This is a genomic window from Bradyrhizobium sp. 160 (assembly GCF_023073735.1).
Classification (GTDB): domain Bacteria; phylum Pseudomonadota; class Alphaproteobacteria; order Rhizobiales; family Xanthobacteraceae; genus Bradyrhizobium.
Genome location: NZ_JADPKD010000008.1, coordinates 570,646 through 592,645, shown reverse-complemented (window position 1 = coordinate 592,645; position 22,000 = coordinate 570,646). Strand labels below are relative to the sequence as shown.

Below are 22,000 nucleotides of genomic sequence, written 5' to 3'. Positions count from 1 at the left end.
TCAGCGCGTACCCGTCGCGCGCGGCGCCGTCTCGCGCGCCAGCAGCGTGCGCGTGGCGGCGGTGACGTCGGCCTGCCGCATCAGGCTCTCGCCGACGAGGAAGGTCGACATGCCGACGCGCTCGAGCCGCGCAAGATCCGCGGCTGTGAAGAGGCCGCTCTCGCCGACCATCAGCCGGTCCCCGGGGATCAGCGGCGCCAGAGCCTCGCTGGTCGCAAGGGTGGTTTCGAAGGTACGCAAATTACGGTTGTTAACGCCGATCATCGGCGAACGAAGTTTCAGCGCGCGGTCGAGCTCGGTGCGGTCGTGGATCTCGATCAACACATCCATGCCGTAGGCGAAGGCGGCATCTTCGAGGTCTCTGGCAGCCGCATCGTCGAGCGCGGCCATGATGATCAGGATGCAATCGGCGCCATGCGCGCGAGCCTCCGCCACCTGATAGGTGTCGAACATGAAGTCCTTGCGCAGCACCGGCAGCGAGGTTGCCGCGCGCGCCGCGACCATGAAGTCGAGATGGCCCTGGAACGAAGGCGTGTCGGTCAGCACCGAGAGGCAGGCGGCGCCGCCGGCCTCATAGGCCTTGGCAAGCTGGGGCGGATCGAAATCGGCGCGGATCAGTCCCTTCGACGGCGAGGCCTTCTTGATCTCGGCGATCAGCGCGTAGTCGCCATTGGCGTGCTTCGCCTTGATCGCGCGCACGAAGCCGCGCGGGGCGGCTTGCGCCTTGGCCTTTGCCTCAACAATCGAGAGCGGCTGCGTGCGCTTGGCCGCGGCAATCTCCTCGCGCTTGTAGGCCTCAATCTTGGTCAGGATATCCGACATGTCAGGCTCAGCCGTTCGAGACCGCGATCAGATGTTTCAGCCGCGCGCTCGCGGCGCCGCTATCGAGCGATTTTGCGCCGATCGCCACCCCTTCCTTGAGGTCCTTGGCGCGTCCGGCCACGACGAGCGCGGCGGCGGCGTTGATCAGCGCGACGTCGCGGTACGGGCTCGGTCTGCCGTCGAGCACGCTTTTCAGCGCGATCGCGTTGGCATCGGCGTCGCCGCCTTTGAGTGCGCCCGTCTCGCAGCGCGATAGGTCGGCCTCCTCGGGCGTCACCTCGAAATTCCGGATCTCGCCATTGTGGAGCGCGGAGACGAAAGTCGGGCCGGTGAGGGTGATCTCGTCAAGGCCATCGGAGCCGTGCACCACCCAGGCAGACTCCGAGCCGAGGTTCTTGAGCACCTGCGCCAGCGGCTGCACCCATTGCCGCGAAAACACGCCGACCATCTGCCGCTTCACGCCGGCCGGATTGGAGAGCGGACCGAGCAGATTGAAGATCGTGCGCGTCGCGAGCTCGACCCGGGTCGGGCCGACGTTCTTCATCGCGGGATGGTGCGCGGGGGCGAACATGAAACCGATGCCGCATTCGCGCACGCAGTGTCCGACCTGCTCGGGCCTGAGGTCGATCTTCACGCCGAGCGAGGCCAGCACGTCGGCGGCGCCCGAGCGCGACGACAGCGCGCGGTTGCCATGCTTGGCCACCGGCACGCCGGCGCCGGAGACGATGAAGGAGGCGCATGTCGAGACATTGACGGAGCCGGAGCCGTCGCCGCCGGTGCCGACGATGTCGACCGCATCAGGCGGCGCCGTCACGGTCAGCATCTTGGAGCGCATCGCCGTCACAGCGCCGGTGATCTCGTCCACGGTCTCGCCGCGCACCCTGAGCGCCATCAACAGGCCGCCCATCTGCGAGGGCGTGGCCTCGCCGGACATCATGGCATCGAAGGCGGAGGCGGCTTCGTCACGCGACAGGCTGGCGCCGGTCGCCACTTTTCCTATGATCGATTTCAGGTCGTCCATCGCGTGCTTTCAACTCACTGGTTCGCGCCGGTCACCTGCGCGAAGGCGGCCTGATTAATGGTGGTCCCGATGTCGGTTTCAAGCTTGTTGACGTAGGAAGCGACCTGCTCCTCGGTCTGCGCACGGTCGAGACTGTCCTTCAGCTTCTTCACCGCCTCGGAGGCTGCGTCGACCGTGGGTTCGACGATGTCGGTGACGCGGAAGACGATCACTTCGTTGCCGCCGCTCACGGGCGTCTGCCCGACGCCGTCCTTGGCGGTACGGAAGGCCGCCGACACGACAGTTGCGGGAACGCCGGCAGGCGAATCGTCGCGCTTGAAGCCGGTTGCGGTCTCGACTTTGGCGCCGATCGCAGCGGCCTCATCGGCGAGCTTGCCGCCGGATTCGAGCTTCTGCACCATCTCGCTCGCCTTGGCCTTCAGCTTGGCCGCGACCTGGTCCTGGCGCCAGCGCGCCTCGACCTGGTCGCGGACCTCGTCGAGATTGCGGTCGCGCGAGGGCGTGATGGCGAGGACGTCGTACCAGACATAGCCGCCTTTGAACGAGATGGGGTCGTTGTCGACGCCGACGTCGGTGTTAAAGGCCTGCGACACCACGTCGAGACCCTGCGGAATGTTGGCGACCGGCTGGCCGTTCGGGGCGCGGCCGGAACGGTCGACGGCGTCGATGGTCACGGCCGTGAGCCCGAGCTTCTGCGCCGCGTCGACCACGCTGGAGCCGCCCCCACGCTCGTCCTCCATCTTGTCGCGGAGATCGGCGACCTTGACGCGCGCGCGCTCGGTCGCGATCTCGCGCTTGATATCGCCGGCAACGCTCGCGTAGTCCGCCTCCTTGCCCGGCTCGATCTTGTCGACCTTGACGATCGCGACGCCAAGCCCGCCCTGGATCGGCTGGCTGATCTCGCCGGCAGGAAGCGCGAAGGCGGCTTCGCCAACGGCGGGGTCGAGCGAAGACTTGGTCACGAGCCCGAGGTCGACGTCGGAGGCGCTCAGCCCGCGCTCCTTGCCGAGGTCCTCGAACGACGTCCCGCCGACGAGGCGCTCGCGTGCGGTCTGCGCGTCGGCGATGTTCGGAAACACGATCTGCTGGATCTGGCGCTTCTCCGGCGTGCCGAGCCGGTCCTTGCGCTGGTCGAACACTTTCCTGGCGTCCTCGTCCGAGACCTCGGTCCACTTGCCGATCTCCTCCGGCGAGACCACGACGAAGGCGATCTTGCGATATTCGGGCGCGCGGAACTGGACCTTGTGATCCTCGAAATAGGCGGCGAGCGTCTCGGGCGAGGGCGCATCGATGGCGCCTGCTTGCGCGGCGTCGAGCCTGACGAACTCGATGGCGCGCTGCTCGTTCTGGAAGCGCGTCAGTACGTCGAGCATGGTTTTCGGTGGCTCGAGGCCGGCGCCGATCGTGCCGGTGATCTGCCGGCGCAGCGACACCTTGCGCTGCTCGGCGACGTAGCGCTGCTCGGTGTAGCCGAAATTGCGGATCACGGCCTGGAAGCGGTTCGCATCGAAGTTGCCGCCGACGCCCTTGAAGTTCGGGTCGTTCATGATGACCTGGCGGATCTGCTCGTCGGACTGGCCGAGCCCGAGTCGACGCGCCTCCTCGTCGAGGGCGGCCTCCGCAATGGTCTGCTGCAGCACCTGACGGTCGACCCCGAAGGCGCGCGCCTGATCGGGCGTCAGCGGACGGCCGAACTGGCGACTGATCTGTTGCAGGCGGTCCGTGTAGATCTGGCGGAACTCGTTGAGCGAAATCTCGGTGCTGCCGATCTTGGCCACTGTGGACTGCCCGAAGCCGCGGAAGATGTCGGCGATGCCCCAAATGCCGAAACTGACAATCAACACGCCCATCACGACGGCCATAATGGTCTTGCCGAGCCAGTTTGATGAGGCCTTGCGCATTCCTCGAAGCATTTGGTCCAACTTGTTTGGCAGGAGGGGAACGGGAGCGCGTCTTAATGCAGATTCCGCAAAAGCGCGTCACCAAATTGATAGATCATCATAAAGTGGCGGCTTTCCCCCCGCAACCTCGCCTCAAGCGGCTACTCGAAGCTGCGGTTAAAAGCCCCGAGGTCTGGAACTGGCGCGACAGCTCTGCTAGCGCAGGCACAAACCTCATTTTGCTGGACATTGACATGACCGACGCCATCCGACCGCTGATCGCCGGCAACTGGAAGATGAACGGCCTGAAGGCCCAGGTTGCGGAATTCGACGCCATGCTCAACGGCGCGGCAGATGTGACTGGAAGGGCCGACCTGCTGGTCTGCCCACCGGCAACCCTGATCGCCGCCTTCGCCGACAGGGCGCGCGGCAAGAAAGTGACGGTGGGAGCCCAGGACTGCCATCCCAAGGCCCCCGGGGCCCATACCGGCGATGTCGCCGCCGAAATGCTGGTGGATGCGGGCGCGACCGCCATCATCGTAGGCCATTCCGAGCGCCGCGCCGATCACGGCGAGGGCGATGCCCTGGTCCGGCAGAAGGCCGAGGCAGCCTGGCGCGCCGGGGCGACCGCGATCGTCTGCATCGGCGAGACGCAGGGCCAGCGCGATGCCGGCCAGACCCTGGACATCCTGCGCGGCCAGCTCGACGGCTCGCTGCCGGACGGCTCCAGCGCGGCCAATTTGATCGTGGCCTATGAGCCGGTCTGGGCGATCGGCACCGGCCTCACCCCCACATCCCAGGATGTCGAGCAGATTCATGGCTTTATCCGGGAACTCCTGACGTCCCGGTTCAAAGCCGATGGTGCCAGGATGCGGATCCTTTACGGCGGCTCGGTCAAGCCCGCGAACGCAGCCGAGCTGATGGCGGTGAAGAACGTCAACGGCGCGCTGGTCGGCGGGGCCAGCCTGAAAGCAGCTGATTTCCTTGCGATCGCGAAGGGCTGTCCCTAGCTCATTCAAACGGTGGGTCCGGATCCGATCGGGGGTGGCAATACCCCCTCCGATCGTGTAACACCGCGCAACTTCAGGAAAACCCGCGAAGCGCGATCGGCCGCCGTCAGGCGCCGCCCGCTTATGACGGAAGGATACTATGCAGACCGTTGTCATCGTCATCCACCTCATGATCGTCGCCGTCATGATCGGCGCCGTCCTGCTCCAGAAGTCGGAAGGCGGCGGCCTCGGCATGGGCGGAGGCGCGGGCTTCATGTCGAGCCGCGGCACCGCAAACCTGTTGTCGCGCACGACCGCGATCCTGGCCGCGGGCTTCTTCCTGACCAGCCTGTTCCTGTCCTGGTACGCCGGTTATGACCGCAAGCCGTCGTCGATCATCGGCCAGCCTGGGCAGACTCAGCCGGCCGGCGGATCCCCGATCGCGCCGCCGACCTCGGGCGGTATCCTGGATTCGCTGAAGAAGGCCGACGAGCAGCAGCAGAACCAGGCGCCTGCCGGCCCGCAGGTGCCGCGCTCGCAATAAAGCAGGGGGGCCATGCAGGGCGGCTGCTACCGTCCTGCATCAAAAATCCCCATCAAGGCACTGTCACCACTCTCAGTTCTGGATCACCCACAGGCCCGCAGAATCTTTGGGGCGGAATGCGAATCGCTTTGGCGAATCGAATTTAGGGGATTAGAGGTTAAGTCCCATGGCGCGGTACATATTCATCACCGGCGGCGTGGTTTCTTCGCTCGGCAAGGGTCTGGCTTCAGCGGCACTCGGTGCGCTGTTGCAGGCCCGGGGCTACAAGGTCCGCCTCCGCAAGCTCGACCCCTATCTCAACCTCGATCCCGGAACGATGTCGCCGTATCAGCACGGCGAAGTGTTCGTCACCGATGACGGCGCAGAGACCGATCTCGATCTCGGTCATTATGAGCGCTTCACCGGCAGGCCTGCGACCAAGGCCGACAACATCACCACAGGGCGCATCTACCAGGACATCATTTCCAAGGAGCGCCGCGGCGATTATCTCGGCGCGACCATCCAGGTGGTTCCGCACGTCACCAACGCCATCAAGGAATTCGTCCTCGACGGCAATGACGATTACGATTTCGTGCTGGTCGAGATCGGTGGCACTGTCGGCGACATCGAGGGCCTGCCGTTCTTCGAGGCGATCCGCCAGCTCAAGAACGAGCTGCCGCGCGATCATGCCGTCTACATCCATCTCACGTTGCTGCCCTACATCCCAAGCGCCGGCGAGCTCAAGACCAAGCCGACGCAGCACTCCGTGAAGGAGTTGCGCTCGATCGGCATCCAGCCGGACATCCTGCTCTGCCGCACCGACCGCGAGATCCCGAAGGAGGAGCGGCGCAAGCTCGGACTGTTCTGCAACGTGCGCGAAAGCGCCGTGATCGAGGCGCGCGATGTCGATAACATCTACGCCGTGCCCGAGGCCTATCACAATGCGGGCCTCGATGACGAAGTGCTCGCCGCCTTTGGCATCGCCTCGCGGATTCCGCCCGAGCTGCGCAGCTGGCAAGAAATCAACGAACGCGTGCGCAATCCCGAGGGCAACGTCACCATTGCCATCGTCGGCAAGTACACCGGCATGAAGGATGCGTACAAATCGCTGATCGAGGCGCTCTCGCATGGCGGCATCGCCAACAAGGTGAAGGTCAATCTCGACTGGATCGAGAGTGAAATCTTCGAGAAGGAAGATCCCGCGCCGTTTCTCGAGCACGTCAATGGCATTTTGGTGCCCGGCGGCTTCGGCCAGCGCGGCGCGGAAGGAAAGATCAAGGCGGCGCAATTCGCACGCGAGCGCGACGTGCCGTATTTCGGCATCTGCTTCGGCATGCAGATGGCGGTGATCGAGGCAGCGCGAAATCTCGTCGGCATCGAGGATGCCAACTCCACCGAGTTTGGTCCGACCAAGGAGCCGCTGGTCGGCCTGATGACGGAATGGCTGCGCGGCAACGAGCTCGAGAAGCGCTCGCAGGCCGGCGATCTCGGCGGCACGATGCGGCTAGGGGCCTATCCGGCAACGCTCAATCGCGGCAGCCGCGTCTCAGAGGTCTATGGCGGCGCCACGGAAATCTCCGAGCGTCACCGCCACCGCTACGAGGTGAACACCGCCTACAAGGACCGCCTCGAGCAGCACGGCCTAAAATTCTCCGGCCTGTCGCCCGACGGCGTGCTGCCGGAGATCGTCGAGTACGAGGATCACCCCTGGTTCATCGGCGTCCAGTTCCACCCCGAGCTGAAGTCGCGCCCCTTCGAGCCGCACCCGCTGTTCGCCTCGTTCATTCAGGCGGCGATGGTGCAATCGCGGCTGGTCTAGACACCTCAGCTCGCTTTCTTGACGATCTTACGGAGAGCGGCATCGATCCTCGATTGCCAGCCAGATCAATCCGTCCCGGCAACATCGGCGCCGCAAGCTCGGGCGAAAGCAGTCCCGTGACTATTTTCATCTGCGGCCGCCGCGTCAGCCTGTAGACGGCCGCGGGTGGTACGTTCAGCATTGCCCGATCCACCAGCTTGGCGCGCAGGCCCAGCCGGTCGAGCACCGGGCGCGGCACCGGGCAGCTCATGCCGTAAGTGAACTGATAGAAGGCGCCGCCGGGGCGGATGTAGCTGAATGCGCCGCTGACAATCGAGACGACTTTGCGCATTGACATGTTGAGCAGCGGCAATCCGCTCACCACGGCGCCGACCGGGGCGCCCTCATAAAGGCGATGCGTGGTGAGCCGCGCCGCATCGATCCACAATATGCGCGCCCCGGGAAAGCGCACCTGCAGCAGCTTCATGAAATCGGAGCCGTATTCGACCAGCGTGAGGTCTTCCTGGCGCACGCCGCGTTTCAACAGCTTGTAGGTGAATGCGCCGGTGCCGGGACCGAGCTCGAGGATGGGGCCGGTCGATGCGTCGATCTCGCGCGTGATGAGATCCGCCAGTGCGGCGCTCGATGGCGCGATCGCACCGACCTGACGCGGTGCCGACATCCAGGCGAGGAAGAACGAGAGAAAATCGTTGGGCATGCGCACTCCGGCATTTTGCTTCGCGCCTCGCAAATCAGAGGCGGCTCACAATCTCACGGGAGTGCATTGCGGCAGCATTGCGTAGGTGATGCGGACCAAGATCACTTGCGGATCGGCGGCAATGGGATCCGGAAGCATGCGCCGCCGTTCGCTCCGTCCAGCACCGAGACGTCGCCGCCATGCAGCAGCACGATCTCGCGAACCATGTTGAGGCCGAGGCCGGCGCCGCGATCGAGCGGCGTGAGCCGATAAAACGGCTCGAAGATCATCTCGCGTTGCTCGGGCGGAATGCCCGCGCCCTCGTCGGTGACTTCGATGCATGCGGGCTTGCTGACGCGGACGCCGATCGTGCCGCGGCGCGGGCCGTGCTGGATGGCATTCTGCACCAGGTTGGTCAGGGCGCGTTCGAGCGCGATCGTGTCGCCGAGTGTCTCGATCGGTGTTTCCGGTGCGTCGAGCGCCAGCTCATAGCCCGCGGCGATGGCAAGCGGGGCCAGCTCGGCGGCGACGCCCTGGGCGATTGCGACGAGGTTGACCCGTGCGAAAGGGTGCCCGCAGCGGTCGAGCCGCTGGATATCGAGCAATTGCTCGGCGAGCGTGGCGAGCCGCGCGGCATCCTCGATCAGGCGGGTCTTGTCCGGTCCCGGCGGAAGCGACTCCAGGCGCGTGTTCAGGATCGCGATCGGCGTGCGCAGCTCGTGCGCGGCATCGGCGACGAAGCGCTTGTGCCGGGCATAGCCTTCGTCGAGCCGCGCCAGCGCGTCATTGACAGCGGTCACGAGCGGCACGACCTCGAGCGGAATCTGGTCCACCGACAGTCGCGCGCCGCGCTGATGAATGTCGATGCGGCGCGCCTGATCGGCCGTCGTGTCCAGCCCCCTGAAGGCGCGCCGCACGATCATCGGAGTAGCGATCAACGTCGCCGTTCCCATCAGGAGCAGACCTGGCAGGGCGATGCCGAGAAACATCAGCGAGGTCATGAGCACCGCCTTGGCGCCGGTTAGCGTGCCCTGCGTCGCCGTGATGACCTGCACGTTGCCGGCGTCGGCATCGACGCGCTTCAACCGCGCGGGGGCTTTGCGTGGATCGTCCTCGAAAAGCTGCCAGCCGAGCCGCGCCTGGCTGATGTGGTCGAGCGCCCCGCCGATCGTGGCGAATTCGGCCGGCACGGCGCCTTCGCTGAGCGAATGGCCCTCTCTGTCACGGACCAGGAACCACAGGTCGGGCGTCTCCGCGCGCAGCTGTTTCAGCTCCGGCGTCGCGCGCAGCATCAGGCCGCCCTGTGCGTCGCGGGTCAGCGCATGCTGCACGGCGTCGATGACACGGTCCTCGTCGCGCGCGGCGAGCACGAAACCGGAGGCGCATAGCGCCGTGATGATGACGGCCACCAGCGCGACGAGCAGCGCGGCCTGGAGCGACAGCAGGCGCCAGCTCAGCCGCGAGCGCAGGCAATAGGGATCGGCGTGCCTGCTCACGGCAGCTTCTTCAGGAGATAGCCGACGCCGCGAATGCCGTGGATCTCGACACCCGCATCCGCCTCGGCAAGCTTGCGGCGCAGCCGCGATACGTGGGTATCCAGCGCGTTCGACTGGATTTCGTCGTCGAAATTGTAGACGGCCTCTTCGAGTGCCGAGCGCAGGACGGTCCGGCCCATGCGGCGGATCAGCGCTTCGAGCACCAGCAGTTCGCGGCGCGGCAGCTCGAACGGGTGGCCGTCGATGCTCGCCTCGCGATGGCCGGCATCGAAGGCGAGGCGGCCGGCGCGGATGACATCCGGCGTGAGGCCGGCGGGCCGCCGCAACACCGCGCGCAGGCGCGCGAGCAATTCCTCGACCGCGAAAGGCTTTGCCAGATAGTCGTCCGCGCCGCTGTCGAGCCCGGCGACACGCTCGGCGAGCTCGCCGCGGGCCGTCAGGACGATGATGGGCACGCCGTCGGCGCGCGCCCTTAGCTTCGGGATCAGGGCAAGGCCGTCACCGTCCGGTAGCTGGCGGTCGAGCAGGACTGCGGCGTGGACTTCGGCGGAAAGCGCTTCCTCCGCTTCGCAGAGCGTCGGCACGTGGTCCACTACCATGTCGTAGCGCTTCAAGGCCGATGCCAGCGCGCCCGCCATCTCCGCCTCATCCTCGACGAGCAAAATTCGCATGATCTCGCACCTCAGCCTCAACAAGCCATTCTAGCCGCCGTATCATTGCGGCAGCATTGCGGGAACCGGCTGCGACGCAGTGGCAGTGAAGGGAGCACCAGCCATGCGCGGAACGCCGCCGGGGCGGTCGGGTGAGGCTCAAGACATCATCACGGCCAATCGCTATAACCGCTGCGCTTGATCAGGGAGGAACATGAATGATCTTCGAAATGCGCCAGTATCGCTGCGTGCCTGGCCGTTTGCCGGCGCTCTTGAAGCGGTTCGAGACGGTCACGCTGAAGCTCTGGGAGAAGCACGACATCAAGCAGGCCGGCTTCTTCACGACGCTGATCGGTGAGTCCAACCAGGAGCTGACCTATTTTCTGGCCTGGGAGACCCTCGCCGAGCGCGAGAAGAAGTGGGGCGCGTTCATGACCGATCCGGATTGGCTCGAGGCGCGGGCCAAGTCGGAAGCCGACGGCCAGATCGTCGCCAACATCGTCAGCCAGATACTGACGCCGACCGCTTTCTCGGCGGTGAAGTAGCGAGCTTGGCGCAGCGGGGAACCTTGGCGCAACCCTGATATTCGAACGGTCCCGGCCGAAGAGGGTTGATCCGACCCTCATCGCCGCTATGGTCGCGCCGAAATGAGGGATTTGCCTTGAGCTCTTCGAATTCAGCGGCGCCGGTCGTCACCATCGGCACGGTCAAATTCGGCAATGACCTGCCGATCTCGGTCATTGCCGGGCCGTGCCAGCTCGAGAGCCGCCAGCATGCGCTGGAGGTCGCCTCCGCGCTGAAGGAGATCGCCGCGCGGCTGAACATCGGCCTCGTCTACAAGACCTCGTTCGACAAGGCCAACCGCACCAGCGCGTCGGCTGCGCGCGGGCTGGGCCTCGCGCAATCGCTGCCGATCTTCGCGGAAATCCGCTCCTCGCTCGGCTTGCCGGTGCTAACCGACGTGCACGAAGCCACGCAATGCGCCGAGGTGGCGCAGGCCGTGGACATCCTCCAGATACCCGCCTTCCTGTGCCGGCAGACCGATCTGCTTCTTGCAGCGGCAGCGACCGGGAAGGTCGTGAACGTCAAGAAGGGCCAGTTCCTGGCGCCTTGGGACATGGCGAATGTCGTGACCAAGATCACGGGTGCGAACAATCCCAATGTGCTCGTTACCGAACGCGGCGCCTCGTTCGGCTACAACACGCTGGTTTCCGACATGCGCGCATTGCCGATCCTGGCGCGCACCACCGGCGCGCCTGTGATCTTCGATGCCACCCATTCGGTGCAGCAGCCGGGCGGGAAGGGGACTTCCTCGGGCGGCGAGCGCGAATTCGTGCCGGTGCTGGCACGCGCGGCTGTTGCCGTTGGCGTTGCCGGCGTCTTCATCGAGACCCATCCCGACCCCGACAGCGCGCCTTCCGATGGTCCCAACATGGTGCCGCTGCGCGAGTTCGAAGGGCTGATCGCCAAGCTGATCGCGTTCGACGCACTCGCAAAGAACCAGGGCTAATGCAGCGAGGCGAGGCGCGGCCGCAGGATCACGGCTTGCCGACAGCACTCTACGTCATATCGGGCGCAAGCTTCGCCGCAGCGCTGTCGGCACGCGCGCTTGATCCGGTGCTGCCGCATGTCGCCGAAGATTTTGGCGTCAGCATCGCGACCGCCGCGGGCTTTGCCGCGGTGTTCGCCTTCACCTTCTCGATCATCCAGCCCATCATCGGCGCCGCCGCCGATCTATTCGGCAAGACGCGGCTGATGATCGGCTGCCTCGCGCTGCTCGGCCTTGCCAACATCCTGGGCGCGCTCTCGACCTCGTTCTCGGTTCTGTTTGCGACCCGCATCCTCGCCGGTATCGGCTCGGGCGGCGTGTTTCCGGTGGCGCTGAGCCTGACCAGCGATCTCGTTGGACCGGAGAGACGCCAACTCGCGATCAGCCGCACGCTTGCAGGCGCGATGACCGGCAATCTGCTTGGCGCCTCGGCCTCCGGGCTGATTGGCGATTTCCTCGGTTGGCGCGGCGTGCTGGCGGTGCTCGGCGTGCTGGTGATCGCCGCCTCGATCGCGGTCGGGGCCGGCTTTCACGGCGCCAAGGTCAAGCATCCGCCGAAGACCAGCCTGTCGGCACTGAAGGCCGGCTATCGCACCATTTTCACCAATCCGAACGCCTATGTCTGCTACTCGGCCGTGTTCATCGAAGGCTGCTGCGTGCTCGGCCTGTTTCCCTACATCGCCTCGTTCCTGTTCGAGCTCGGGCAGACCTCGCTCTCGATCGCCGGCATCGTCATCGCGGGCTTTGCGGTCGGCGGCTTGTTCTACACGCTGACGGTGTCGCGCCTGCTGCCGCGGCTAGGGATGAAGGGCATGATGATCGCGGGCATGACGCTGGTTGCCTCTCAGCTCATGGCCGTCGCATTCGGCTCACGCTGGGAAGTGCAGGCACTGAATCTCGTCGTGATGGGATCGGGATTCTACATCGCCCATGGCTGTCTCCAAGTCTTCGCCAGCGAGCTCTCGGTCGAGGCGCGCGCAACCGCGCTGTCGCTGCATTCGTTCTTTTTCTTCATGGGGCAGACGGTCGGACCGCTCGCCTATGGCTTCGGGCTCCAGCATGCTGGCAAAATGCCGACGCTGGTCGCGAGCGCCGGGATCATGGTGGTGCTGGGCTTCGTCTGCGCCCGGCTGCTCAAGCCGCGTGCACCGGCGGATGCGCGGGCCTGAACAAGACGTTCAGGCCGCGCCAAGCTGGACAACAGGACGCTATCCCCGCCCGCGATAAGGCGCGACGCCTTGCTCGGGCACCCACAGGCCCTTGGGCACACGGCCGGTCTGCCAGAAAACATCGATCGGGATGCCGCCGCGCGGATACCAATAACCGCCGATGCGCAGCCATTTCGGCTTGATCTCGCTCGCGATGCGCTTGCCGATCATCACCGTGCAGTCCTCGTGGAAAGCGCCGTGATTGCGGAAGCTCGCAATGTAGAGCTTGAGCGACTTCGACTCCAGCAGCCATGGGCCCGGCGCGTAGTCGATCATCAGATGCGCGAAATCCGGCTGGCCCGTAACCGGGCACAGCGAGGTGAATTCCGGCACGGTGAAGCGCACCAGATAATCGGTCCCCCTCTGCGGATTGGGCACGCGATCGAGCTGGGCTTCGTCCGGTGTGTGCGGCCACTCGACCGCGCGGCCAAGCTGCAGGGATTTCTTCGCCATCGTCGTGACATCCTGTTTCGGATGCCGGGATGGACGCAAATGTCGCTGTCGTCAACCGGCCGCGATGGTGTGGATCATGACGATCCGGTCGTTGCCGGACTCACAGCCCCACAGCTCGCCCGGCCTGCCGTCGAGCTGTCGCACATTGGCATTGGCCTTATTGCTGGCGAAGACGTTGAACCGCTCGGTTGTGGGATCGAAACGGACGATGGCGTTGGCGGAGAAATCGCTCAGCCAGACCTTGTCGTTATCGTCGACATAGACTGCGTAGGGCCGGGGGCGCTCGCCCGGCAGCTTCCAGGTCTTCCAGGAGCCATCCGCGGGATTGTGCACCGAGACATGGCCGCTGTTCCACTCGCTGACCCAGATCCGGCTGTTCGAATCGGACCACACCCGCCGCGAGCCTTGGTTCGGCGTCGGCGGCTCGACCACGCTCGCCTTGCCGCTCGCGCGGTCAATCTTCGCGATGTAGCTCCCAGCGAGCGAGGCGTACCAGATGTCCCCGTCGGGGGTGACCGTGATGCCGTACGGGCCAACGCCCTTGGGGGCCTTGAACACATTCATCTCGCCAGACTTCGGCACGAGCCGGCCGTAATAGCCGGACTGGCCGGTGAACCAGTACGTGCCGTCCTTGTCGAACACGCCGGTGTTGAGATTGGCGGCGGCGAACTTTTCGGGCAGGCGGAACAACGCGACCTTGAGATCGCCGGGGTCGACCCGCGCAATTGCGTTCTGGCCGCCCTCGGTGATCCATGGCGCGCCGTCGGGGCCGATGGTCACCCCGTGCGGGGCAGCACCCTGGCCGAGGCTGACCGTCTTGAAGGTGCCATCCTTGGGGTCGAGCCTGCCGAGCATGCCCTTGCCCTGCGCGGTGAACCACACTGTGCCGTCAGGGGCGGGCGTCAGATCATGCAGGCCGATGCCGGCACTGATCGGGAAATACTTTGTCCGGAACGGGCCTTCCTGCGCGAAACCTGGGCGGATGGCAAGCAGGGCGGCGCTCGAGACAAGAAACTCGCGGCGATTCATGGCGTTACCCCGACTGTTTCAGATTGAGGTTGGACGCGCAGATCAGATGCCGTGGAGCATAATCTGAGGGGCTTCACGCGTCAGTCGAAGCCGGCTGTCCAAGCGTTCACATTTGCTTGCGCTCCGTGTAAGACCCGCGACACCGATCAGCCCTAACGAACGGAAGTGCACATCATGACCGCCATCATCGACATCATCGGCCGCGAAATTCTCGATAGCCGGGGCAATCCCACTGTCGAAGTCGATGTCGTGCTCGAAGACGGCGCACTGGGCCGCGCCGCGGTGCCGTCGGGGGCTTCCACCGGCGCCCATGAAGCGGTGGAACTGCGCGACGGCGACAAGGCCCGCTATCTTGGCAAGGGCGTCTCCAAGGCGGTCGGCGCCGTCAACGGCGAGATCTTCGAGGCCCTCAGCGGCCTCGATGTAGAGCAGCAGGCCCAGATTGACCAGATCATGATCGACCTCGACGGCACGCCGAACAAGAGTCGCCTCGGCGCAAACGCCATTCTCGGGGTGTCGCTGGCCTGTGCCAAGGCGGCCGCGAACTCGCTGGACATGCCGCTCTATCGTTATGTCGGCGGCACCTCGGCGCGCCTCTTGCCGGTGCCGATGATGAACATCATCAATGGCGGCGTGCACGCAGACAACCCGATCGACTTCCAGGAATTCATGATCCTGCCGGTCGGCGCATTGAGCTTTGCCGAGGGCTTGCGCTACGGCGCCGAAGTCTTCCATACGCTGAAGTCGGAGCTGAAGAAGGCCGGCCACAACACCAATGTCGGCGACGAGGGCGGCTTCGCGCCGAACCTGCCGTCGGCCGATGCCGCGCTCGACTTCATCATGAACGCGATCGGCAAGGCTGGCTTCAAGGCCGGCTCCGACATCGTGCTCGGCCTCGATTGCGCCTCGACCGAGTTCTTCAAGGACGGCAAATACGTCTATGAAGGTGAGGGCAAAACCCGCTCGATCTCCGAGCAGGCGAAGTACCTTGCCGACCTCGTCTCGCGCTATCCGATCGTGACCATCGAGGACGGCATGTCGGAAGACGACATGGACGGCTGGAAGGAGCTCACCGACCTCATCGGTAAGAAGTGCCAGCTGGTCGGCGACGATCTCTTCGTCACCAACGTCAAGCGCCTCGCCGAAGGCATCAAGGCGGGCAGGGCCAATTCGATCCTGATCAAAGTCAACCAGATCGGCACGCTGACCGAGACGCTTGCCGCGGTCGAGATGGCGCACAAGGCCGGCTACACCTCGGTGATGTCGCACCGCTCGGGCGAGACCGAGGATTCCACCATCGCCGATCTCGCGGTCGCCACCAATTGCGGTCAGATCAAGACCGGCTCCCTTGCGCGGTCCGACCGCACCGCCAAATACAACCAGCTCCTGCGCATCGAGCAGCAGCTCGGCAAGCAGGCGCTCTACGGCGGCAGGGCGGCACTGAAGGCGCTGGCTTAAAGCCGGCGCTTCGACCTGCAAAACCGAACAGGGGAGGATCGACATGAGCGACGGCAACACCGGACTGCAACTGCGTTCGCTGATCAAGGCGAGCGGCGAGCTGGAAATCTCGCTGGTCGACGTGCCGACCCCCGAGCCTGCCGCGGACGAGGTCGTCGTCCGCGTCGAGGCGGCGCCGATCAATCCGTCCGACCTGGGGCTTCTGATCGGCGCGGCCGACATCAGCACGGCGAAAGCTTCGGGCAGCAAGGACGCTCCCGTCATCACCGCGAAGGTGCCGGAGGGCGCGATGCGGGCGATGGCAGGCCGGCTCGACCAGTCGATGCCGGTCGGCAACGAGGGCGCCGGCGTCGTCGTCAGGACCGGCTCGTCGGATGCCGCCAAGGCGCTGATGGGCAAGACTGTCGCCATGATCGGCGGTGCGATGTATTCGCAATATCGAACGCTGAAGGTGAGGGAGTGCTTGCCGCTGCCTGAGGGCACGACGCCGGCCGAAGGCGCCTCTTGCTTCGTCAATCCGCTCACCGCGCTCGGCATGACCGAGACGATGCGGCGCGAAGGTCACAAGGCGCTGGTGCACACCGCGGCTGCCTCCAATCTCGGGCAGATGCTGAACAAGATCTGCATCAAGGACGGCATCCCGCTGGTCAACATCGTGCGCAGCAAGGAGCAGGCCAACATCCTGCACAAGATTGGCGCCAAATACGTGGTCGATTCCACCGCGCCGAGCTTCCTTGGCGATCTCACCGATGCGCTGGTCGAGACCGGCGCCACCATCGCCTTCGACGCCATCGGCGGGGGCAGGCTGGCCGGCGACATCCTCAACTGCATGGAAGCGGCAATCAACAAGACCGCGAAGGAGTACAGCCGTTACGGCTCCAACGTGCACAAGCAGGTGTACGTCTATGGCGCGCTCGACACGCGACCGATCGAGCTGCCGCGCGGCTTCGGCATGGCCTGGGGCGTCGGCGGCTGGCTGCTGTTTCCGTTCCTGATGAAGATCGGGCAGGCGGACGGCGCCAAGCTGCGCCAGCGCGTCCTCGACGAATTGAAGACCACCTTCGCCAGCCATTACACCAAGGTGGTCTCGCTTGCCGAGGCGCTCGATCCCGCCAACATTGCCGTGTACGCCAAACGCGCCACCGGCGAAAAATTCCTCATCAACCCGAATAAATTATCGTGATGTGCGACGGCACGTCACCGAAAGAAGGACTTGCCTTCTGAGCGAACCGGGGGATTATTCCCGCCGCCGTTGAAAGCGGAAAAACCGCAAGGCGTTCAGAAGGGGACCTCTGCATGACCGACCTCAATCGCCGTCACCTGCTCGCAGGCGCCGCCGCCCTCAATGCGGCTGCCGTTACCGGGCTTGGACCGACCGCCGCCGATGCCTCAGTGCCGCCGGCCGGGACGCAGGCGCCGGGCTTCTACCGCTATAAGGTCGGCAGCTTCGAGTGCACCTCGATCAATGACGGTGCGCGCACCTTCCCGATGCCGGACAAGTTCGTCGTCAACGTGCCGAAGGAGGAGGCACTGGCCGTAGGCGAGGCGGCCTACATGCCGAAGGGCATGGTCACAGTGCCCTTCAACCCGCAGCTCATCAATACCGGCTCCAAGCTGGTGCTGATCGATACCGGCAACGGCATCGCGAATTTCGAGCCGAGCAAGGGCGCCGTCGGTCGCACGCTGCAAAATCTCCAGGCCGCTGGCGTCGATCCCAAGAACATTGACGTCGTGCTGCTCTCGCATCTGCATCCCGACCACACCAACGGCATCCGCCTCGCCGACGGCGCGCTCGCCTTCCCGAATGCGGAGATCATGGTGCCGGGCAAGGACTGGGAGTTCTGGACCAGCGAGGACAACGCCGCCAAGGCCGAGTCCAACGCGATGATGAAGAATTATTTCGCCAACGTGAAGAAGACCTTTGCCGGCCTCGAGTCCAAGGTCACCAAGTACGAGTGGGGCAAGGAGGTCGCACCCGGCATCACCTCCATTGCGACGCCGGGTCACACGCCCGGCCACACCTCGTTCGCGGTCGCATCGGGCGATGCCAAGGTGCTGATCCAGTCCGATGTCACCAACATTCCGTAATTCTTCCTGCGCAATCCGGACTGGCACGTGATGTTCGACACCGATGCCGCGCTGGCGCAGGCGACCCGCCACAAATTCTACGACATGGCGGCGGCCGAGAAGGCGACCGTGGTCGGCTTCCACTTCTCCTTCCCCTCGATCGGCCATGTCGAGAAGGACGGCGCAAAATATCGCCTGATCCCATCGGCGTGGAATCCAACGATCTGATCTGGGCTAGTCTCGTCCAGACGTTCGCGCGAACGATCGGGCCGCCACTTGGCGGCCTGACTGTTTTGGCCAAAAGGTCAAAGGACGCGATTTCCCCAGATGAGCCGAGGCACTTTCACGAAACACAGCGTTTCCAAATCAAACCAGTTCATGCACTTGCATCCATCGGTCCGGATGGCTTAAGTGCCTTCCCGGCACTCTCGCTTAAAATCCCAAGGACACATCATGGCCTACAACATCGTCACGATCGCCGGCAGCCTGCGCAAGGACAGCTTTTCGCTCAAGATCGCCAATGCCCTCGCCAAGCTCGCACCTAGCTCGCTTAAGCTCGAGGTCGTCACGCCGGCGGGCATTTCCTTCTTCAACCAGGACCTCGAGGGCGCGCCGCCCGCCGACTGGCTGGCCTTCCGCGAGAAGCTTCAGAAATCCGACGGCGTCATCTTCGTCACGCCCGAATACAACCGCTCCATTCCCGGCGCGCTGAAGAACGCCATCGACGTCGCCTCGCGGCCCTATGGCAAGAGTTCGTTCAACGGCAAGCCGGTCGGCATCATCTCGAATTCACCGGGGCCGCTCGGCGGGGTCAGCGCGGCCAAGCATTTGCAGACCATCCTGCCTGGTATCAGCGGCCCAATCATGCAGCAGCCGGAGGCCTATCTGAACGCCGTCGGCGACGCCTTCGATGCCGAGGGCAATCTGACAAAGGAGTCGCTGAAGCCGGTGCTCCAGGCCTATCTCGACGCGTTCGCGGCGCACGTGGCGAAGCATCACGGCTAATCCAAGTCGCCGGCGGCCAGACAACAGGTCCTCATCCTGGGAGGAGGCGCGTCAGCGCCATCTCGAAGGATGGCCGCAGGGACAGCGGGGCCTTCATGGTTCGAGACGGCCGCTATGCGGCCTCCTCACCATGAAGGTCAGATCCTCGTCAGCTAGGGCCAATTAGCACTCCCTTAACCAACCTGTCCCATCTTCCCAAGATGGTCTCCCGCGCGCGCCTGAAATCGATCCTGACCGGCCTTGCCCTGTATGCGATGGCGGCGGCCATCGTCGGCTATTTCGGCGTCAACGCCTACACCGGCAAATACGGCCTCAATGCCCGCCAGGAGCTCGATCAGGAGATCATCGCCCTGACCAGCGAACTGGCGCAGCTCAAGCGCGAGCGCGCCCGGAGCGAGCAGCGCGTCTCTTTGCTGCGCACGTCGAGGATTGATCCTGACATGCTGGACGAGCGGGCGCGCTACCAACTCGACTATGTCAATCCGCATGATCTCGTTCGGATGATCCCGGCGAAATAGCGGTCTCGCTGCCGAGCGGCTCGTGACATGATCGGCCATGGTGTCTTGGTCGAAACGGTCGGGCGTCGGGCGTGAGTCCCAAAAGATGATGCTCGATCACGATCAGCAGACCAAGAAGCTCCCGAAGAGGGTCGGCTTCTTCTGATTGGGCGGACGGAGAGGGCGGCGTCATTTCGGCATCGCCCGTTCTGCCCATTTCTTGACGCGGTCACGAATCTGCGCGTGCGGCCGCCTTGCATCGATTTGTTGCCAGATCCGCGCCAAAGATTTTCCAATATTACGATCACGTTGCAGTGCGGCATAATGAAAGTCGTGCCATGTCGCCGCGGTGCTTTCCAATGGCGTTTGACTTGGGTTAGAGAGGGCGAAAGTTTTCTCTGACCCGGAATTCCCATGGCCGCACCCAAGAAAGCCGCCGCAAGCACTCCACAGGACAAGGCCGACGGCGGTTCGCCCCCGGAATTCACCAGGGAGCAGGAGGTCAAGGCGCTCCGCGACATGCTCCTGATTCGGCGCTTCGAGGAAAAGGCTGGCCAGCTCTACGGCATGGGCGCGATCGGCGGCTTCTGCCACCTCTATATCGGCCAGGAGGCCGTGGTGGTCGGCATGCAGATGGCCCTGAAAGAGGGCGATCAGGTCATCACCGGCTATCGCGATCACGGCCACATGCTCGCCACCGGCATGGACGCCAATGGCGTGATGGCCGAGCTCACGGGCCGCCGCGGCGGCTATTCCAAGGGCAAGGGCGGCTCCATGCACATGTTCAGCAAGGAGAAGCACTTTTACGGCGGCCACGGCATCGTCGGCGCGCAGGTCTCGCTGGGCACGGGTCTCGCCTTCGCCAATCACTATCGCGGCAACGACAATGTCAGCGTCACCTATTTCGGTGACGGCGCGGCCAACCAGGGTCAGGTCTATGAGAGCTTCAACATGGCGGAGCTCTGGAAGCTGCCGGTGATCTACGTCATCGAGAACAACCGCTACGCTATGGGCACCTCGGTCTCGCGCGCCTCGGCGCAGCAAGACTTCTCCAAGCGCGGCGCCTCCTTCAACATTCCCGGCAAGCAGGTCGACGGCATGGACGTCCGCGCCGTGAAGGCTGCGGGCGAGGAGGCGGCGGCCTGGTGCCGTGCCGGCAAGGGTCCCTACATCCTCGAGATGCAGACCTACCGCTATCGCGGCCACTCGATGTCCGACCCTGCAAAATATCGCACGCGCGAGGAGGTCGAGAAGATCCGCCACGACCAGGATCCGATCGAGCAGGTACGTAACCGCCTCCTGGCGGCCAAGGTCAGCGAGCAGGACCTGAAGGCGATCGACGCCGAGGTGCGCGATGTCGTCAACGCGTCCGCCGATTTCGCCCAACATGATCCCGAGCCGGATGGCGCCGAGCTCTGGACCGACGTTTACCGCTGAACGCGCGCAAGCTTTCTTTTGGAGTCGATATGCCAATTCAAGTGCTGATGCCCGCGTTGTCGCCCACCATGGAGAAGGGCAACCTCGCCAAATGGCTGAAGAAAGAGGGCGAGACGATCAAGTCCGGCGACGTCATCGCCGAGATCGAGACCGACAAGGCGACGATGGAGGTCGAGGCGACCGATGAGGGCACGCTCGGCAGGATCCTCATTCCCGAGGGCACCGCCGACGTTGCCGTCAATACGCCGATCGCGACCATCCTCGCCGATGGCGAGAGCGCCGCCGATCTCGCGAAGGCCCCAGCGCCGGCCAAGCAGGAGAAGGCTGCGGAGTCCGCGCCGCCCGCCGCCGCCAAGCCCGAGGCCCCCCAGCCCAAGGCGGCACCGTCCGCGCCGCAGCCCGTGGCCGAGCCCGATCCGGAAGTACCCGCCGGCACCGAGATGGTGACGCAGACCATCCGCGAAGCCTTGCGCGATGCCATGGCCGAAGAGATGCGCCGCGACGGCGATGTCTTCGTGATGGGCGAAGAGGTGGCCGAATATCAGGGTGCTTACAAAGTCACGCAAGGATTGCTTCAGGAGTTCGGCGCCAAGCGCGTGATCGACACGCCGATCACCGAGCACGGCTTTGCCGGTGTCGGCGTCGGTGCCGCGATGACGGGCCTCAAGCCGATCGTCGAGTTCATGACCTTCAACTTCGCCATGCAGGCGATCGATCAGATCATCAACTCCGCGGCCAAGACGCTGTACATGTCCGGCGGCCAGATGGGCTGCTCGATCGTATTCCGTGGGCCCAATGGTGCCGCTGCGCGCGTCGCCGCCCAGCACAGCCAGGATTACTCGGCCTGGTATTCGCACATTCCCGGCCTCAAGGTGGTCGCGCCGTATTCGGCCGCCGATGCCAAGGGGCTGCTCAAGGCCGCGATCCGCGATCCCAACCCGGTGATCTTCCTCGAGAACGAGGTGCTCTACGGTCACACCGGCCAAGTGCCCAAGCTCGACGATTTCGTGATTCCGATCGGCAAGGCGCGCATCGTGCGCCCCGGCGGCCACGTCACCATCATCTCCTGGTCGAACGGCATGACCTATGCGCTCAAGGCCGCCGACGAGCTCGCCAAGGATGGCATCGAGGCCGAGGTGATCGACCTACGCACGCTGCGCCCGATGGACACCGAGACCATCATCAACTCGGTCAAGAAGACCGGTCGTGCGGTGACGGTGGAGGAGGGCTGGGCTCAGAGCGGGGTCGGCGCCGAGATCGCCGCGCGCATCATGGAGAACGCCTTCGACTATCTGGACGCGCCGGTTACGCGCGTCTCGGGCAAGGACGTGCCGATGCCCTATGCCGCGAACCTGGAGAAGCTCGCGCTGCCCTCGGCAGCGGAAGTCGTCGAGGCCGCCAAAGCCGTCTGCTACAGGTAG

Annotated in this window: 20 protein-coding genes and 1 pseudogene; 13 read left to right on the top strand and 8 right to left on the bottom strand. The window is 64.7% G+C overall.

Translation table 11 applies throughout. From position 1 onward, the window contains the following. Genes trpC through IVA98_RS05570 form a run of 3 tightly spaced genes read right to left on the bottom strand, consistent with a single transcriptional unit; the run spans position 1 to position 3,756 of the window. The gene (gene trpC, locus IVA98_RS05580) at positions 1-822 is read right to left on the bottom strand and encodes an indole-3-glycerol phosphate synthase TrpC (RefSeq protein WP_247354420.1); all 822 of its coding nucleotides are present in this window, start codon (positions 820-822) and stop codon (positions 1-3) included. A 7-nt stretch (positions 823-829) separates the two neighbouring features. Then, complete coding sequence (gene trpD / locus IVA98_RS05575; RefSeq protein WP_247354419.1) at positions 830-1,843, bottom strand: anthranilate phosphoribosyltransferase; 1,014 nt, start codon at positions 1,841-1,843, stop codon at positions 830-832. A 14-nt stretch (positions 1,844-1,857) separates the two neighbouring features. Next, on the bottom strand, positions 1,858-3,756 hold the full coding sequence (locus tag IVA98_RS05570) for a SurA N-terminal domain-containing protein (RefSeq protein WP_247354418.1): 1,899 nt from the start codon (positions 3,754-3,756) through the stop codon (positions 1,858-1,860). Positions 3,757-3,977: 221 nt separating this feature from the next. Between IVA98_RS05570 and tpiA the strand changes: the two genes are divergently transcribed. The 3 genes from tpiA to pyrG all read left to right on the top strand — a co-directional run bounded on the left by tpiA (position 3,978) and on the right by pyrG (position 7,054). Continuing rightward, positions 3,978-4,733 carry a triose-phosphate isomerase gene (gene tpiA, locus IVA98_RS05565; protein WP_247354445.1) on the top strand — a complete coding sequence of 252 codons (756 nt, stop codon included), beginning with the start codon at positions 3,978-3,980 and terminating at the stop codon, positions 4,731-4,733. A gap of 139 nt (positions 4,734-4,872) precedes the next feature. Next, positions 4,873-5,256 carry a preprotein translocase subunit SecG gene (gene secG / locus IVA98_RS05560; protein ID WP_247295379.1) on the top strand — a complete coding sequence of 128 codons (384 nt, stop codon included), beginning with the start codon at positions 4,873-4,875 and terminating at the stop codon, positions 5,254-5,256. Positions 5,257-5,422: 166 nt separating this feature from the next. Next, the gene (gene pyrG, locus IVA98_RS05555) at positions 5,423-7,054 is read left to right on the top strand and encodes a CTP synthase (RefSeq protein ID WP_247295377.1); all 1,632 of its coding nucleotides are present in this window, start codon (positions 5,423-5,425) and stop codon (positions 7,052-7,054) included. Here pyrG and IVA98_RS05550 read toward each other — a convergent pair. From IVA98_RS05550 to IVA98_RS05540, 3 genes are all read right to left on the bottom strand, one after another. Beyond that, positions 7,017-7,751 (bottom strand): class I SAM-dependent methyltransferase, encoded by a 735-nt coding sequence (locus IVA98_RS05550; RefSeq protein WP_247354417.1) that lies wholly within the window; start codon positions 7,749-7,751, stop codon positions 7,017-7,019. The two genes, pyrG and IVA98_RS05550, sit on opposite strands and share 38 nt — an antisense overlap. Positions 7,752-7,852: 101 nt before the next feature. Further along, positions 7,853-9,226, bottom strand: a complete 1,374-nt coding sequence (locus IVA98_RS05545; RefSeq protein WP_247354415.1) for a sensor histidine kinase — start codon at positions 9,224-9,226, stop codon at positions 7,853-7,855. After that, entirely contained in the window at positions 9,223-9,897 is a 675-nt protein-coding gene (locus IVA98_RS05540; protein ID WP_247354413.1) for a response regulator transcription factor, read from the bottom strand. Before IVA98_RS05540 ends, IVA98_RS05545 begins: the two co-directional genes overlap by 4 nt. 197 nt (positions 9,898-10,094) lie before the next feature. Between IVA98_RS05540 and IVA98_RS05535 the strand changes: the two genes are divergently transcribed. From IVA98_RS05535 to IVA98_RS05525, 3 genes are all read left to right on the top strand, one after another. After that, positions 10,095-10,421 (top strand): NIPSNAP family protein, encoded by a 327-nt coding sequence (locus tag IVA98_RS05535; protein WP_247354411.1) that lies wholly within the window; start codon positions 10,095-10,097, stop codon positions 10,419-10,421. 116 nt (positions 10,422-10,537) lie between these two features. Beyond that, complete coding sequence (kdsA, locus tag IVA98_RS05530; protein WP_247354410.1) at positions 10,538-11,386, top strand: 3-deoxy-8-phosphooctulonate synthase; 849 nt, start codon at positions 10,538-10,540, stop codon at positions 11,384-11,386. Continuing rightward, positions 11,386-12,594 (top strand): MFS transporter, encoded by a 1,209-nt coding sequence (locus IVA98_RS05525; RefSeq protein ID WP_247354409.1) that lies wholly within the window; start codon positions 11,386-11,388, stop codon positions 12,592-12,594. The genes kdsA and IVA98_RS05525 overlap by 1 nt, the downstream gene beginning before the upstream one ends. Before the next feature lie 39 nt (positions 12,595-12,633). On the opposite strand, the gene queF is transcribed toward IVA98_RS05525, so the two are convergent. Both queF and IVA98_RS05515 read right to left on the bottom strand, forming a co-directional pair. Continuing rightward, positions 12,634-13,086 carry a preQ(1) synthase gene (queF, locus tag IVA98_RS05520; protein ID WP_247354408.1) on the bottom strand — a complete coding sequence of 151 codons (453 nt, stop codon included), beginning with the start codon at positions 13,084-13,086 and terminating at the stop codon, positions 12,634-12,636. A 51-nt stretch (positions 13,087-13,137) separates the two neighbouring features. Beyond that, positions 13,138-14,115, bottom strand: coding sequence for a Vgb family protein (locus tag IVA98_RS05515; RefSeq protein ID WP_247354407.1), 978 nt, complete (start codon positions 14,113-14,115; stop codon positions 13,138-13,140). A gap of 174 nt (positions 14,116-14,289) precedes the next feature. On the opposite strand from IVA98_RS05515, the gene eno reads away from it, so the two are divergent. The 7 genes and pseudogenes from eno (at position 14,290) to IVA98_RS05480 (ending at position 22,000) form a co-directional block, all read left to right on the top strand. Continuing rightward, entirely contained in the window at positions 14,290-15,573 is a 1,284-nt protein-coding gene (gene eno / locus IVA98_RS05510; protein WP_247354406.1) for a phosphopyruvate hydratase, read from the top strand. Between the two features lie 43 nt (positions 15,574-15,616). After that, entirely contained in the window at positions 15,617-16,756 is a 1,140-nt protein-coding gene (locus IVA98_RS05505; protein ID WP_247354404.1) for a zinc-binding dehydrogenase, read from the top strand. A 113-nt stretch (positions 16,757-16,869) separates the two neighbouring features. Continuing rightward, positions 16,870-17,868: pseudogene (locus IVA98_RS05500) on the top strand (MBL fold metallo-hydrolase). A gap of 225 nt (positions 17,869-18,093) precedes the next feature. Then, the gene (locus IVA98_RS05495) at positions 18,094-18,645 is read left to right on the top strand and encodes an NADPH-dependent FMN reductase (RefSeq protein ID WP_247275982.1); all 552 of its coding nucleotides are present in this window, start codon (positions 18,094-18,096) and stop codon (positions 18,643-18,645) included. A gap of 200 nt (positions 18,646-18,845) precedes the next feature. Continuing rightward, entirely contained in the window at positions 18,846-19,163 is a 318-nt protein-coding gene (locus IVA98_RS05490; protein ID WP_008567889.1) for an FtsB family cell division protein, read from the top strand. A gap of 393 nt (positions 19,164-19,556) precedes the next feature. Then, complete coding sequence (pdhA, locus tag IVA98_RS05485) at positions 19,557-20,579, top strand: pyruvate dehydrogenase (acetyl-transferring) E1 component subunit alpha (protein WP_247354402.1); 1,023 nt, start codon at positions 19,557-19,559, stop codon at positions 20,577-20,579. Positions 20,580-20,608: 29 nt separating this feature from the next. Beyond that, positions 20,609-22,000, top strand: coding sequence for a pyruvate dehydrogenase complex E1 component subunit beta (locus tag IVA98_RS05480; RefSeq protein ID WP_247354401.1), 1,392 nt, complete (start codon positions 20,609-20,611; stop codon positions 21,998-22,000).

What these genes read in the sequence shown, in the direction of transcription:
- trpC (WP_247354420.1), bottom strand. Translation starts at nt 822, where the DNA reads ATGTCGGATATCCTGACCAAGATTGAGGCCTACAAGCGCGAGGAGATT.
- trpD (WP_247354419.1), bottom strand. Translation starts at nt 1,843, where the DNA reads ATGGACGACCTGAAATCGATCATAGGAAAAGTGGCGACCGGCGCCAGC.
- IVA98_RS05570 (WP_247354418.1), bottom strand. Translation starts at nt 3,756, where the DNA reads ATGCTTCGAGGAATGCGCAAGGCCTCATCAAACTGGCTCGGCAAGACC.
- tpiA (WP_247354445.1), top strand. Translation starts at nt 3,978, where the DNA reads ATGACCGACGCCATCCGACCGCTGATCGCCGGCAACTGGAAGATGAAC.
- secG (WP_247295379.1), top strand. Translation starts at nt 4,873, where the DNA reads ATGCAGACCGTTGTCATCGTCATCCACCTCATGATCGTCGCCGTCATG.
- pyrG (WP_247295377.1), top strand. Translation starts at nt 5,423, where the DNA reads ATGGCGCGGTACATATTCATCACCGGCGGCGTGGTTTCTTCGCTCGGC.
- IVA98_RS05550 (WP_247354417.1), bottom strand. Translation starts at nt 7,751, where the DNA reads ATGCCCAACGATTTTCTCTCGTTCTTCCTCGCCTGGATGTCGGCACCG.
- IVA98_RS05540 (WP_247354413.1), bottom strand. Translation starts at nt 9,897, where the DNA reads ATGCGAATTTTGCTCGTCGAGGATGAGGCGGAGATGGCGGGCGCGCTG.
- IVA98_RS05535 (WP_247354411.1), top strand. Translation starts at nt 10,095, where the DNA reads ATGATCTTCGAAATGCGCCAGTATCGCTGCGTGCCTGGCCGTTTGCCG.
- IVA98_RS05525 (WP_247354409.1), top strand. Translation starts at nt 11,386, where the DNA reads ATGCAGCGAGGCGAGGCGCGGCCGCAGGATCACGGCTTGCCGACAGCA.
- queF (WP_247354408.1), bottom strand. Translation starts at nt 13,086, where the DNA reads ATGGCGAAGAAATCCCTGCAGCTTGGCCGCGCGGTCGAGTGGCCGCAC.
- IVA98_RS05515 (WP_247354407.1), bottom strand. Translation starts at nt 14,115, where the DNA reads ATGAATCGCCGCGAGTTTCTTGTCTCGAGCGCCGCCCTGCTTGCCATC.
- eno (WP_247354406.1), top strand. Translation starts at nt 14,290, where the DNA reads ATGACCGCCATCATCGACATCATCGGCCGCGAAATTCTCGATAGCCGG.
- IVA98_RS05505 (WP_247354404.1), top strand. Translation starts at nt 15,617, where the DNA reads ATGAGCGACGGCAACACCGGACTGCAACTGCGTTCGCTGATCAAGGCG.
- IVA98_RS05495 (WP_247275982.1), top strand. Translation starts at nt 18,094, where the DNA reads ATGGCCTACAACATCGTCACGATCGCCGGCAGCCTGCGCAAGGACAGC.
- IVA98_RS05490 (WP_008567889.1), top strand. Translation starts at nt 18,846, where the DNA reads ATGGTCTCCCGCGCGCGCCTGAAATCGATCCTGACCGGCCTTGCCCTG.
- pdhA (WP_247354402.1), top strand. Translation starts at nt 19,557, where the DNA reads ATGGCCGCACCCAAGAAAGCCGCCGCAAGCACTCCACAGGACAAGGCC.
- IVA98_RS05480 (WP_247354401.1), top strand. Translation starts at nt 20,609, where the DNA reads ATGCCAATTCAAGTGCTGATGCCCGCGTTGTCGCCCACCATGGAGAAG.